Annotated in this window: 9 protein-coding genes; 4 read left to right on the plus strand and 5 right to left on the minus strand. The window is 45.8% G+C overall.

What is annotated here, in order from left to right:
* Positions 1 to 216 precede the first annotated feature (216 nt).
* Positions 217 to 921, minus strand: coding sequence for a DUF4386 domain-containing protein (locus ABWW54_RS01400; RefSeq protein WP_353409344.1), 705 nt, complete (start codon positions 919 to 921; stop codon positions 217 to 219).
* Positions 922 to 1,084: 163 nt separating this feature from the next.
* Entirely contained in the window at positions 1,085 to 2,035 is a 951-nt protein-coding gene (locus ABWW54_RS01405) for an AraC family transcriptional regulator (protein ID WP_353409346.1), read from the minus strand.
* 122 nt (positions 2,036 to 2,157) lie between these two features.
* Between ABWW54_RS01405 and ABWW54_RS01410 the strand changes: the two genes are divergently transcribed.
* Positions 2,158 to 3,015, plus strand: a complete 858-nt coding sequence (locus ABWW54_RS01410; RefSeq protein WP_353409348.1) for an NAD(P)H-binding protein — start codon at positions 2,158 to 2,160, stop codon at positions 3,013 to 3,015.
* Complete coding sequence (locus ABWW54_RS01415; protein WP_353409350.1) at positions 3,012 to 3,461, plus strand: anthrone oxygenase family protein; 450 nt, start codon at positions 3,012 to 3,014, stop codon at positions 3,459 to 3,461. Before ABWW54_RS01410 ends, ABWW54_RS01415 begins: the two co-directional genes overlap by 4 nt.
* Before the next feature lie 204 nt (positions 3,462 to 3,665).
* Here the strand turns inward: ABWW54_RS01415 and ABWW54_RS01420 are convergent, their stop codons facing one another.
* Genes ABWW54_RS01420 through ABWW54_RS01430 form a run of 3 tightly spaced genes read right to left on the minus strand, consistent with a single transcriptional unit; the run spans position 3,666 to position 5,296 of the window.
* The gene (locus ABWW54_RS01420; RefSeq protein ID WP_353409352.1) at positions 3,666 to 4,502 is read right to left on the minus strand and encodes a M48 family metallopeptidase; all 837 of its coding nucleotides are present in this window, start codon (positions 4,500 to 4,502) and stop codon (positions 3,666 to 3,668) included.
* 5 nt (positions 4,503 to 4,507) lie between these two features.
* Positions 4,508 to 4,954 carry a YbjQ family protein gene (locus ABWW54_RS01425; RefSeq protein ID WP_353409354.1) on the minus strand — a complete coding sequence of 149 codons (447 nt, stop codon included), beginning with the start codon at positions 4,952 to 4,954 and terminating at the stop codon, positions 4,508 to 4,510.
* Positions 4,955 to 4,969: 15 nt separating this feature from the next.
* Positions 4,970 to 5,296, minus strand: a complete 327-nt coding sequence (locus ABWW54_RS01430; protein WP_353409356.1) for a YbjQ family protein — start codon at positions 5,294 to 5,296, stop codon at positions 4,970 to 4,972.
* A gap of 265 nt (positions 5,297 to 5,561) precedes the next feature.
* Here ABWW54_RS01430 and ABWW54_RS01435 point away from each other — a divergent pair, with 265 nt between their 5' ends.
* Complete coding sequence (locus tag ABWW54_RS01435; protein ID WP_353409358.1) at positions 5,562 to 11,093, plus strand: DUF7379 domain-containing protein; 5,532 nt, start codon at positions 5,562 to 5,564, stop codon at positions 11,091 to 11,093.
* A gap of 489 nt (positions 11,094 to 11,582) precedes the next feature.
* A complete protein-coding gene (locus ABWW54_RS01440) occupies positions 11,583 to 14,573 on the plus strand; it encodes a TonB-dependent receptor (RefSeq protein WP_502907756.1) in 2,991 nt (996 codons plus the stop codon).
* The last annotated feature ends 105 nt before the right edge of the window (positions 14,574 to 14,678 follow it).

The following is a 14,678-nucleotide window of genomic DNA, read 5'->3' on the forward strand; positions in this document are numbered from 1 at the left end:
ACACTCCTGTTTGCGTTGCTATAAAGTTGAACGGTTAGGCAAGCCTAAAACTTGCGACGTTTGTAAACCGCTATGCAATGCTAAAGTATGCACTAACTTAATAATGGGGCTGTATTACAGCCCATTACGCACTCAAGCTCTCAAAAAATCGAGTGCGAAGCAACAGAACGCAGAACCATTCCGGCTATTGCGCTAAAAAGCAAACCCTTCTAGATACTAAGACTTACGAACACCTTTAATTCCGAGGTAAAGCCCTAGCGCTACTATGGCAGTAAGGTTCGACACCATAAATGCGACGGTGATGGTGTTGCTTCCCAGTGCGGGTATGAAGTCCCGGCCTACTATCGTTGCTGCCACAAATAAGGACGCAAATAGGCCCCAGCCAGAGATAAGTTTTGGTATTAACTTAGACTTTAAAAACAAGTAGAACACGGCCGCATTGGCGATGCAGCCTAATACCAACGATAGGTGAAACGAAGTGTAGTCTGAGGTCACTTGCATGCCGGCAAGCATCAGGCGTTGAGCATCGTTAGTGAGTGCATCGAAAGCTGAATTCTCAGCCAGCAATGCAACGTTCATTGCTGACACTGCTCCCGTCAAACTAAGCAGGGCCGCCGCAACGCCGGTGACCAACGCCCAGGTAGCCAGTACCGGACCATGCGCGCGCAACACAAAGAAGAAGCCCACTGAAATAAAGCCTTGAAGCATAAATGAGAACAACGACACATAAGCCCGCGCGTGCAAACGCTGCTGAGCCTGCAACATATTTTCGGCTGTTTTGGTAATGTCGGCGGATAAGTTTATATCGATTCCTGACGAAATAGTCATGGACGCCAATATCCCTATAACAATTGATGCGATAAGTGACCAGCCAACGTAGTGGCTAAGTTTGTTGTTCTGATCAAGCTCGTAATGATTCATCGTGTTCTCCCATGTTCAGCATGCGGTGAATTTTCAACGGATGTCTGACTTAACTATTAGCAAGTCCGGCATCGGCTTCATAGAAGCTTAGATGCAACAATTGGGTTCTTGGATTCAATTTTATTTACGCCCTAAGTATGCAGAATCGCACGTCAAGTGCGGATCACTTAATCTGACGAATTGGCGACTCACCCATGACGCGTTTGTAGGCTCTTGAAAAAGCGGCTTCAGATTGATAACCAAGTTCTTCGGCTAAATCACCGAGCGGCATTTTTTGTGTCATCAATTTGGACCGCGCTAATGTCATGCGCCAATGCGTTAAATATTGCTTAACTGAGGTACCAATAATCTCTGTGAACCGCGCTGAAAAACCTGATCTGGACATACCTGCTGCTTGCGCTAATTGGTCCACGGTCCAACTTTTTTCCGGTTGATTGTGGATAGCCACTAAGGCTTTGCCAAGCTTGGGATCTTTCAATGCTCCCAACCATCCATGTTGCGCGTCTATTGAGGTTTCTACCCAGTGTCGAATAGCGTGTATCACAATAATATCGGCCAAGTGCGCCATGATCGTTTCACCACCTAGACTCATGTTCGCGGCCTCGCTGGTTATCAATCTAAGTGTACTTTGTAACCATGCACTTTGATTGCCACCCACCGAATCCACTGCAAGCACATCGGGCAACTGTGCTATCAACTTAGCGCCGGACACCTGATCGAAGTTGATAACTCCGCACAACAGCGATGTGTGGTCACCGTCGCCGCCATGACGCATGAATTCATAGCGTTCACTGACTTTTATAATGGGTATGTCAAATAAGCTAGTGCATTCAATTCCTTCACCAGAAGATATCGAATGCCCTTGACCTTTTGGCACCAGCGCCAAACTGCCTGCGGGTAAATGGGTGCCCGCTTGTGAGTCAACTGACAGCCAACATTCACCTGACATAACAATATGAAACATCATTTCGCCAGGCATTTCAGGCATCTTTAACCCCCAAGGAGCATAAAGCTCTGACTGACAATACAAACTGCCATTCATTCTGAGTTGATACAACGCCTGACCTAGAAGGTCAGACGATTCGGGTAAGTTTCTTCGGTATTCGTTTGACATAAAAAATTGGATGATCTGCAAATAACTATAGATAGCCGAGCATTAAATATCCAGTACGGTTCATGCAAAATTCTCTGCGTTGTTAGTTAACTTTTTCAATTACACCGAACTCAAGGACCATTATGAATAAGAAAGAAACAAACCTTATCGGCATTATTGGCGCATCGGGAAAAACCGGCCATCGTGTTCAATCGACACTGCTTAGCCAAGGCTATCAAGTTAGAGGATTGTCTCGCCAAACTACCCCAAGTTTTAATTGGAACCTGCCCGATCATTGGCCAGCAGCATTAGACGGCCTAAAAACGTTGTATATAACCTATCAGCCTGACTTGGCCGTGCCACGTGCTGAAGCCGATATTCGTAACCTTATTCGTGTTGCCAAAACCGTAGGCATACAACACCTAGTATTGCTTTCTGGTCGCGGAGAAAAAGGCGCAGAACGCGCTGAGCAGCAAGTTGTGAACAGCGGTCTTGATTGGAACGTTGTTCGCGCCAGTTGGTTTATGCAAAACTTCAGCGAAAGTTTTATGTTAGATGGCGTGCTTGCTAGAGACATGGTGTTACCTCATGCAAAGGCAGACGAACCGTTCATTCATGTGGATGACATCGCCGATGTCGTGATGGCTGCAATCACCAGGTCGCAGATAAGAAATCAATTATTCGAAATCACAGGCCCAGAGTTACTTTCATTCAAGACCTGTATCACTCACATTAGTGCCACAATTGGAGAAGAAATTAGCTACCTGCCAATTCCCGTGGATGATTATATTTATGCGGCGAAACAACACGGCATGCCCGATGACGTTGCTTGGTTGATGAACGAGCTATTCACGAATGTATTAGATGGAAGTAATGCTTTCACTACCAACACGATTCAAGAGGTTCTGGGTAGAGAGCCTAAACGCTTTCAAGATTACGTTGAAAAAACCGCAAGCACATCGGTTTGGCTGAATGATGGGAAAAAGGACACAGCATCATGATTACGATTCTGAGCCTCTTGACCGGCCTAATGGCCGGCCTTTACTTTGCCTTTTCATTCGTGGTGGTTCAAGCGCTATGCAAATTGCCCGGTACAGAAGGCGCCAAGGCAATGAACAGCATCAATAATGTAATAGTAAAAACCTGGTTTATGCCGCTGTTTTTAATCTCATCACTTTGGTATGCCGGCCTGTTGATTTGGAGCATTTTTTTCAGTCACGCAAACCAACCTCACATTATTTGGGCCTGCGTATTCTATTTAGGCGGCATGCTCGGTGTAACCGCGTTTTGCAATGTGCCCTTGAATAACCATCTCAAAAACTGTGCTCATGATTCAAATAAGCTGGTTGCGGCATGGAATGGCTATGGCCGGAAATGGGTGGCATTAAATCATGTTCGTACCGCAAGCTGCGTTGTGGCGTTCATGCTTCTTAACTACGCCGCCTAAGACGTCACTCCATATTCTGAGAGTGACTAAAGTGCCATTATGGAAACCGAGTGCGCGGCAGGAGGTTTACGGACTTACTAGAAGGCATTGATCTTATCTTTAGCTTTATTCAGTTAAGCTAGCTCGCTCAATCCAACCCATGAAGCTATCGGAACTTGGAACTACAAAAGTGGTACTAATATCGTAGGCGTCCAGCCTCAATTATTATTCTTGCTTCCAATCAGTTAATTCCCCGCTCACCAACCATTTGTGTTCTTCCGCGAGCTGCTGTAGCTGATCCCAACGGTTCTGTGAATAGGGGTGACTGCGGAAAAATTCCAAACCAGCCGCAGAGTCTAGGTGGTCATGCTCCATCTCGGCGAAACGCGTAAACAATTCCTTCGCTCCCTGAATGTTGCCATAGGTTTTATTAAGCGCTTTGGCCGCTGTTACATCGGCTTCAAGTTCTTGTGACTTTGAAAATTGTAGCAAGCTTAAATTGGCCGAACTACCAATCAACAATTCGCCAGCGGCACTGCCCGATGCCCCGCCAATAACGCCAACCAAGGCAGCCAAAGTAACTCCCTTACCTAACGCAACGATGGGATGACGGTGTTGAATGTGTGCGATCTCATGCGCCATCACAGCGGCTAGCTCTTGCTCTGAATCAAGCTCTTCAATTAGTCCTTCGAAAAACATTAAGTGCCCCCCGAGAGTCGCAAAAGCATTAACTGTGTCAGACTGACTATAGTGAACCGTGATTTCCATCGCGGAATCTAAATCCATATTTTCAGCGAGTTTATCCGCAAGCGCTTGTAACCTTGCTCGAGTTTTTACGGCTTTGTCGTTTGACTCATTGTCGAAAAACTCTAACTCAGCGACCATTTCCGCTTCGTATTCAAACGGTATGTACCTAACTAGAAAGCCCGCTGCCTGACTTAAAATATAGACCGAAAGAACCGCAATCGCGGCGAGCCCGACTAACAGTTGTGCAAATTCCTTAAAAGGGTGCTCTTGGGTATAGTTAATACCTTCGGTCGGTTGCGGATTCTCATACTCCATGGCTGTTATTGGCTCTTCAAAGCGCTGCCATAGACCAACACTTCAATTGAGCCCACCGCATTGCCCTCTCCTTTTGAAACGGAAGAGGTTTCAAATTTCACGTTGAAGATTTTGTCAGCACCCTGTTGCTTTGCCGCTTCTTTCATCCGCAACACAGCTTCTCTACGCCCACGCTCTAGCAATGTCTCATAACTGCGTAATCGACCACCTACCAACATGCGTAAACCAGCCACGAACCTTTTAAAATAGTCAGCGGAGACAACCACATTGCCTTGCACTAACCAAGCGCCCGCGTGTTTGTCTTTCTCTGGAGGAAAACGACTCTCGAACACCATAATATTTTGATATTCGGCTTCCCGCTGCTGAATAGATTTGAAATGCTTCTTCTCACGATAAGTGCCGAAGCCATAGCCGAGTGCGAGCAGAGTCAGAACGATAACAACATCAATCATGTATCACTCCAACTCTTATGTATCTGAGTCTTCAAGTACCACCGCGGTGCCGTACGCAAACAACTCAGCTGCACCTTGGGCGACTGATGACGTGGCAAAACGAACATTTAGTACTGCGTTCGCACCCACGCTTTCAGCTTGGGCAATCATACGTTCGGTAGCCTCTTGGCGAGCTTCAGTCATTAACTCAGTGTAAGCCACTAATTCGCCACCCAATAAGTTCTTGAACCCCGCAAGAATGTCCTTGCCCACGTGTTTGGCACGCACCGTACTGCCCTGAACTAAGCCCAGGTGCCTAGTGATTTTTTTCTGAGGAATGATTTCCATATTTGAGACAAACATAATTACTCCTTTTAACTGTAAATTGACGGCTACTAGTATTTAAATGGGGCTAATTTCCAAAATTTCAAAAGCCTATTTGTAAATTGCTAAATCTAGAACCAACAACCCGTAGAGTAGAATGATTTAGAGTTTCAACCAAAAGAAATCATGGGTTAACAAGGCATGACTAACGTCCACAGTATTATTGACAGACGTTACGATGATATTTTAGCCTGACAACTCTGGGTGTACACTCACCCCATATAAAAGGAAACAGGGAACTAACATGGCGTCTATTGAATTGTATGTCCGCACCGCTAGGTCAACATCGGAAGCTTTCACTCCATCACAGAACCGATTTTCGTCGATTGATGGCTACCAGCTGGACAGCGGGTTTGAACTGGGTAGCGCCAGAGACTCTTTCTCTGAATCCGTGACTCATGAATTCGGTGATCACGATATCTGTCAAGTTGAGTTAATAGACGGAACTATCATCACCGTTACTCCAGAAGAATTTGATAATCTTCAGAACAAAGCAACGCCGACAGCACAAAGAGGGCTTGGGCGCCTTATTTTTAGAGCGATTGCCTTTTTCAAACCAACCAAAAAAGACGTCATTAAATTATCCGCCAACGTCATTGCCCGAAAAGTAGAGCACAAGCTAATCAAAGGGGGCGCTAAGAGCGAAGGCGTCTATCAAGTCAGCTGGGAAGAACAGAGTGCGCTGGAAAAAAGCCATGCGTTAAACTTATCTAAAACCCGCGCGATCAGCTCCAGTGAACAACCTGCGCTACTCTTTATTCACGGTACCTTTTCCTCCACCGAGGGCAGTTTTGGCGGACTGGGCTCGTCGTCTAATCAACCGATAAGGCAACACATAGAGCAAACCTACGGTAAACGCATATACTCGCTGGAGCATCGCACGCTAATCAGCACGCCTGTTGCCAATGCCATCACCGTGCTAAAAGCACTTCCAAAAAACGCAACAATACATTTGATAACCCACTCTAGAGGTGGCATCGTTGGAGACCTTCTCGCGTCTTATCACTGCGATGGTGAGCGCTTGAGCTTCGACAAAATTAAGAAGGTTTACCTCAACAATAGAGGCAGTCAAGCGTTAGCAGAAAAGGAACTAACCGAACTTGAGGAGTTTTTTAGTCTACTCGAGGAAAGAAAACCCATTGTCACTGAATTCTTACGTTGCGCTTGCCCAATTATGGGAACCGCTTTACTGCAGCAATCGCAAGGTCTGTGGCTTTCTGCGCTTACAATAACGAGTAAGGCCGCCAGTAAACTCATCCCGCAACTCGCGATTGTCGCGGAGGCCGTTGACATGCTATCCACGCTGATAGCTGGTGCCCGTCGGCTGGCAACCGAAATACCCGGACTTGAGGCAATGAGGCCTGATTCGCCTCTTTTACGTTGCCTCAATATAGACGCACGAGAGTTAAAGGGGCGTCTGACGGTGATTTCTGGAGAGGCTCAACCGGGTTGGAATGTTGGTCGCGCGGCACTGGAGTTGTTATCGAAGCTAGCATTCGATGGTCGAAGCGACTGGGTGGTAGACACGCGCAATATGTTTGGCGGATTTAAACGATCCCAAGACAATGCGTGGTTTCACCTTGAAGAATCAAGCGATATCCATCACCTGTGTTACTTCGATCACGGTGAGTCATCAAGAAAAATCAGTTTAGCCATTAAGAACTTCGGCATGCCGTCACCTAGTTTACGAAGTTTAGGGTTTAGCCCAATCGACCGTTCCATACGAGATGGCTCGAACTCTGCTGTACGGGGTAAGCTGTCGTTAACGAGAGACCCAAATAAGCCAGCTATGTTCCTGTTACCAGGAATCATGGGCTCATATTTAAAGCACAAAGAAGAAGAAATATGGATCGATATTTCTAGCATTGCCGTGGGCGAACTTAAAAAGCTAAGCATTGATGCTCAGGATGTCTCTGCCGACGGCCCCGTTAGGTTGAGCTATGGGAAAGCAATAAAGTATTTTGGGAAAATTTACAATGTCATAGATCAATCGTTCGATTGGCGCTTGCCAATTACGGACTCCTCCAGAGTATTTGCTGAAGCACTCAAAAAAGAAATTCAGGATCAAATAGACAGCAATAAAAGGCAACCCATTTACATCCTCGCTCACTCGATGGGCGGCTTGGTGGCTCGCGGGGTTGGTATTGTAGATAAGGAACTATGGACGACGCTGTTAAACTACGAGCCAGGATTTCGTTTCGTCATGCTCGGCACCCCTAACGGGGGTTCTCACTCGATCGTAAAAGTGTTGACGGGTTATCATAAACTCGTCAATAGACTCGCTTTCTTAGACTTTACTCAGTCAAAAAAAGAAGTGATAAATTTAGTAGGTCAATTTCCTGGGTTAGTAAACTTGCTTCCGGATACGGAAAATAGCGAGTGGTTCAGCGATACGCATTGGGCTTCATTAAAACAAGCGGCCAGTAAAAATAAGGCGTTTGTTATACCCTCTTCAAACAACTTAGATATAACCAAGGACTTTTATAGACAATTAAAAGATGTCCCGCTCTTCGTAAACGGTATCGCAAAGTCTATCTATATAGCAGGAAAAGCGAAAGAGACGCCCATATCCGTTCAAGTCAATGAGAAAAATAAACTAACCTTTATCACAACACCAGAAGGAGACAGCGCAGTACCTTGGAAAAGCGGAATCCCGGATGACATTCCAGTCTGGTATGTGGACGAGCCTCACGGCAATTTAGCGGCCTGCAAGGAATACTTTCCAGCGTTTAAAGAAATCTTCGAAACAGGCTTCACCAGCCAACTGAGCTCCACCCCACTGGGTGAAAGACGCGATGCGTCTCATACGACGGACTCAACTAATTACGATGAAGATGAAGTCTATTTCATTCCGACTGAAGAAGACTTAAGTTCGATTTTTGGCGCTTCACACGCGGTTAATGCACGCCCTAGCTCCCTTAGCACACACGTCAATGTACGCGTTGTGCATGGTAATTTGAAATTCGTAAATGGGGTGATGTGCGTAGGCCACTATGAAGGAGACACGGTCGTAGGAGCAGAGTCCGCACTGGACGAGTGCTTGGATGGTCAGCTTACCTTAAGCCGAGATTTAGGCACCTATCCGGGTAAGAGAAACACCGCTCGTTATTTTGAGAATAGTACCGACAATGATCATGGGCTCCTTAACTGCGGGCTTGTAATCGGTCTCGGTACCGTCGGTTCACTCAGCCCAGGCGCCCTAAAGCACACGTTTGCGAATGGGCTAGTTCAGTTACTTGAAAACCACCACCGCATATCAACGTTGGCGTCACCTAATTTTTCTTCAACTGAATCGGCCGCACAACAGAAACTACGCGTTTCAACGCTCATTATTGGTTCAAGCGGTGGCGGCGTCTCGGTGCGAGCAAGCTTGGAAGCGCTATTAGCCGGCTTACTACTAGCCAATGAGCGTGTCAAAAATGCGCACAACAATAGTGACACATCTTACGAACTCGTTCCTCAGATCACTTCATTGGACTTCGTAGAACTGTATCGAGATACAGCAATCAAGGCACAACACGCAATTTCAGACTTAGTAGAACGAACCCAAAGCTTTAAGAAGTACTTTTCTGTCGGTGAACTTGGAGATATCGGCGCTGGTTGGGAAAGGCCATTTCAACGTAGTGATTACGATTGGTGGCAAAGGATGGACATAAGCAAGCTGCAGCAATGCGATTCATCGGGCTCAGGCACCAACTCTTTTTTGTACAAGATTGTCTCAAACCGTTCCGGCGCTTCTGAATTTAAGCAGTCTTATCAATCAAATGTTGTCGAGTCTATGATTTCTCAAGCAATCAACAGGGGAAATCACAATCACTCCATTTCCAATACCTTGTTTGAAGTTTTGCTTCCATCGGAATTGAAGGACTTTTCTTTCGATGATCGGGACCTAATGCTGGTGCTTGATTCGAATACCGCCCACATCCCTTGGGAACTAATGGACGATAAGGAAAACTTAGATATTCAGCCTGTTGCAGTCAGAAGCGGCCTTATTCGACAGCTGTCAGACCCGGAAAATCAGATAACCCCTCGTTATGCATTAGAGGACATCATTACCATTGTTGGTGACCCGAGGTTAGATCTACATTCTGATTTTGTGCCGCTAGGAGGCGCTAAGCGAGAGGCACAGCTTGTTACAAAATTGTTTAAAAATGCGAATTTTAAATGCGTTGAAAGCATTAACGAGGACGGAATTGATGTCATCTCAAAAGTGGTCAATACCAATGCTAAAGTCCTGCATTTAGCTGGCCATGGGGTTTACAGCGAGTGGGATGAGCAACTTGGAGAAGAGAAAATTGTATCAGGCATGGTCTTAAACGACGGCTGTTATTTAAATGCCGACTTGCTAAGCGGTCGACGAATGATACCCGAGCTGGTGTTCATTAACTGTTGTCATTTAGGGAAAATCGGAAGCAACTCAGAATTAGCTCAACCAAAACAACCTCACTTGTTGGCCGCGTCTATATCTCGGGAACTCATTAATATGGGAGTGAAGGCCATCGTGGCAGCAGGATGGTCTGTTGACGACAGAATGGCCGAAGTTTTTTCGGAGGTTTTTTACACCGAAATGCTAGAAAACAAAGCGACCTTCGGTGAGGCGATCAAGGCAGCTAGACGGGCCACTTACGAGTTTAATCCGCTAGACAACACGTGGGGTGCCTATCAATGTTACGGCGACCCCTCATATCAGCTGAGAATCACCGACAGTGGAAAAACACCAGGAAAATCTAAAGTGTATACACCCTATCGTTTTGCCACACTTGATGAAGTCACGTTAAAATTGAAAAACATTCGTTCTGTGGCAAAAGCAGGAGGAAACTCAAAAAGTTCCTCCTTTAACCAAAGCGCACTCATAGAAACCATCGACAGGATCAAGGCTTCAGTGGCCGAACGTGGCTGGCTTCATGAATCAGTTTTCCTCAGCGAACTTGGCATGGCCTACGGCGAACTTGGAAGATTCAAGGAAGCAATTCAGGCAATTAAGCTGGCCAGGAGTGAGAGCTGCTCCGAACTGTCGCATAAGGTACTTGATCATCTAGCCAGCTTCCAATCTCACCTGGCAATACACATTCGCTTGAATTTTCATGACGCATTGGTTGCCGCTGATAAAGGAGAGAAGACCAAGATCAAAGAAAGCTTCAAAGAAGAATTGGCGTATGCCGATCGCCTATTTGATGAAGCAAATAATTACCTACAAACGCAACTCATCACACGTAACCGCGAACCCATTCTTTACAACTATGCGGCGTCGACGCTCAAGTATGAAGTTCTAAAGAAGGCGGAATCCAGATCAACCAAAAAACCAACTGAAATTCTAGAAAGAATCAGCGAATTACATTCTGCTTCGTCAGATAACGACGATGTTGAAGTCGGCGTAAAGCCTCATGCAGGACTGTCTAGGGCAACCGCAGAGCTATTAGTTTACTGGACCACTCGCAAAAGCCAACGCTCGGCGTGCCCAAAACACATCAAGCAATTGCTTAATGAAGTTACGCTATACATAGAGACCAGTAGATTAAACATCGACCAATCATTTTGGGACAGGAACGATTCATGCTACTTACAGACCTTAGGTCTGTTGGCTGAAACCTCCGATCGTCAGTTAGAGCTGCCGAACTATCGATTTGTGGTGGGCTCTAAAAAGCAATTTACGTCAATTAGGGATCACCTAAGATACATTAGTATTGTGCTCGCAAAACACGGCGGGGTTGGTAAATCAACGCCCAGAGCACGAATTGAAGAGTTGTTAAGTGAGGTAAATTCGCTGCAAGATTAGGTACAATCGTAGGCGCTAAACTATATTTCATGCTGGGATAACATCAAGCGCCTACAATAGAATTGTCATCTACCATTCGTCCCAAAGAGGTGAGCGAAATTGGCGTCGCTCAACTTATTTAACTGGCCCACCGCTACGACAATTTGGCCTGCTCCAACCTCAAAACAAGCCGGTAATGAGACTATAAAGTAGGAAAAAACTGAACTGACCAATATATTGGCCAATTGTATTACCAATATTGCCTATTTCTTCCCCAAGTAGGATATAACGCGTGTAAAAAAGAACAATACCCTTATAATTCAATAAGTTATACTTACCAAGGGGTCACTAAAACGGCAAAACATACTGATTATTGCATAATTGGTCATACCAATAATGTGCAATTATGTAAGATATATTTATTGTAATTGTCTTAATACTTTGTAAGACTTAAAAAATGCTATCGAAGGATAGCGCGCACCATACAAGTCAAACAAAGAGAATAATATGATGAAATTTAAAATGAGGAGAATTGCTGAGGCGCTTTCGCATCAATCAACCAGAGGGTTGATGATTGGAAGTCTTTCAATCACCATGCTTGGCATGTCAAACACCGTTTCTGCGCAGACGAGCGCGTCCGCTGAAGGTGATAAAGCGTTGGAAGAAATTGTTGTTACAGGGATACGACGCTCCCTGGCTAATGCATTAGAAGAAAAGAGATCTTCCGACAATCTGATTGAAGTGATTCAAGCTGAAGATATCGGAAAGCTTCCTGACCAAAACTTAGCTGAAGTTCTTGAGAACGTAACCGGCATCCAAATCACTCGTGAAGCGGGCGTAGGTACTGGGGTTCAAATTCGCGGCACTAACGCTAATCGAACAGAAATTAACGGTGTATCGACCGTTGGTTCGGGTGCAGGAAGAAGCGGCATCGATTTTGACGACGTGTCAGCGGGCATCATTTCTGCGGTAGAAGTGACAAAATCACCCGAAGCTAAAACCATTGAAGGGTCAGTTGGTGGCACTATTAACTTAAGAACCATCCGACCTCTGGAGCTCAAAGAGCGTGTTGGTTCTATTCGCGTACAAGCTGAAGACAGCAGCCTGTCTACTGACAGTGCGACACCACGCGTCTCTGGAACATACGGTGATAATTGGACGACCGACAACGGAGATTTTGGCCTCGTAATAAGCGCCGTTTACACAGAGCAAGACGTATCAGCATTTCGTCCCCGAGCCGACAGAGACAACTTGATCGCTGCCGACAGTGGCGCAGCCAGTGCACAGAGTTTTGATTTCCTTCCGATTCAATTTTTCGTGCAAGACTATGACAACTTAGAGTACGAAACCACTAACCTGGCTGGTACCTTTGAATGGGCACCCAACGAAAATTTAACGCTGTCTTTTGATGCAGTCATCAATGACCAAGAACGCAGAGAAGAAAGTTCGCGGATTCAAGCCTCCGGGGTTAGTAGTCTGAATAACATCTCAGTTCCTGATCAGTTTGAAACCGTCAATTTTGGTTCATTAGATGGCTCCAACGGTATTCAAAACCTAGGTAGCATCCAAGCCGCGTTGAGTGGTGTGATTGGCGTTGACTTAAATGACGATGACGACGATCCGAATTTTCGTTCTTCCACTGAGACAAATTCACGTATTACTAAAAGTGAAATTTTCAGTCTAGGAGCAGATTGGCAAATAAACGAACGTCTTTCCGCGAAATTTCAATTAGCGTCGTCCAGTTCAGACACAACGACTCCTCAGTTCAACACGGTTTTAAACTTTATCAATCCTAATGCTCCGCTCGACCCGGGTGGCGCAAACGATAACAGTACGCCATTCATCTACGACTTAACCGGCGGATCGTTGGCATTCGGAGTAGCATTTGGCGAGGAGTTTGCTCCGACAGCATCTCAATTTCTTGACCCAGAGAATTTCGTACTTCGTGATGTAAGCATTCGACAAGACAGGGCCGAGAACAGCGAAGACGCGTTGCGCGCTGATTTTAGCTATGACTTGAGTGAAACAGGCATCACATCAGTTGATTTTGGTTTCCGCCGTAGTGAAACAAACAGCGTACGAGACCAGATCCGAACCAATGTCGGCTTAAGAAGTTTATCGGACAGCCCTAGAGGCAGTTTGTTTTCTAACGTCCTCGTCGCAGGCCCAGACAACTTCAATGCCGCTGACGGTCGAGAACTGTTTGTTCGTGATTTCCTAGTGATTGACCCTGAGTTAGTTGCGTCAGACCCAGATGCGGTCCTCGCAACGCTGAACTCAGCTATAACAACCATTGGTGGCACACGATCGATCAGCTCACCAACGTCAAGCACAAGTTCGTTCTTTGACATCGAAGAAGAAACCAACGCTTTGTATGCGCAAGCAAACTTTGAACATGGTATCTTCCGCGGCAACGTCGGGGTTCGGTATTTAGAAACTGACATTACCTCTAATTCTTTTTCCGAGTTAGATGGTGTGGTTTCACCCACATCTTCAACAGGGTCTTACGACTTCCTACTGCCTAGAATCAATTTAGTGGCAAATGTTAATGAAAATGTGGTTCTTCGTTTTGGGTATGGTAAAGATATTCGACGTCCTGACTTTGACGACCTATCATCTGCATTTACGTTTAGCACCAGCCCTAACCCTGATGTAGAACTCGGTAACCCTGAGTTAGAGCCTGAAGAGGTTGAATCCTTTGATCTTTCTGCTGAGTGGTATTTTGCTCCTGCGGCTGTTGTGAGCATCGGCTATTTCAATAAGAAGCGTACAGGCTTATTCGTGCAAAATGACGAAAGCCCATTTGAAGATCCTGTTACAGGTTTCAGAGACACCACGGCTCCTTGCGAACAAGGCGGTATTTTTAACCCAATCGCGGACGTGAACGTATTTGGTCCTGATGGTGGTGTTGGAGTTTGTGTACCTTCCTCACAACGCATCAATGGTGCCGGGCAGACTACGCAAAAAGGCTTTGAACTTGCTTTTCAATACGACCTTTCGAATTTCGAAGATCAGTTAGGTTGGGCGTCAGGGTTTGGACTTCTCGCTAACTACACGATTCAAGAGTTCACCGGCGGCGAGTCATTTAATGGCGCGACCAGTCGAGCGTCAAATGTGTTTGAAGCAACGTCGGGTTTAACTGACGTGGATCTTCGCGCACAGTTGCTTGACCTCTCGGAAAATTCTTACAACATCACCGTGTTTTATGAAAAGTATGGTCTTTCAGCCAGAATGCGATACACATGGCGTGAAGCCTATCGATCAGACGATTTCGGTAGCACGAGCAGCTTTCCTTGGGGTTTCCCAGTGGTTCAAGAGGATCGTGGACAACTCAACGCAAGTATCAGCTATGACGTAAACGAACGATTAAACATTGGCATAGAAGCCGTTAACTTGACCGAAGAAGACGTTGTACAGTCTTGCGTCAATGAAGGCGCTCTATTGTGCTTCCAAGGTTTGACCGATCGACGCATAACGGTTGGTGCTAGTTATAGTTTCTAGATAGGAAACATTCTTTATCTAAAGAAGCTCGTAAAACAAAATAAACCCCGGTCGTCAGTCTGGGGTTTATTTTTATCTACATAGGCGCATCAAAAAATCAGTCTA

The organism is Arenicella sp. 4NH20-0111, assembly GCF_040366405.1.
Taxonomy (GTDB): domain Bacteria; phylum Pseudomonadota; class Gammaproteobacteria; order Arenicellales; family Arenicellaceae; genus Arenicella.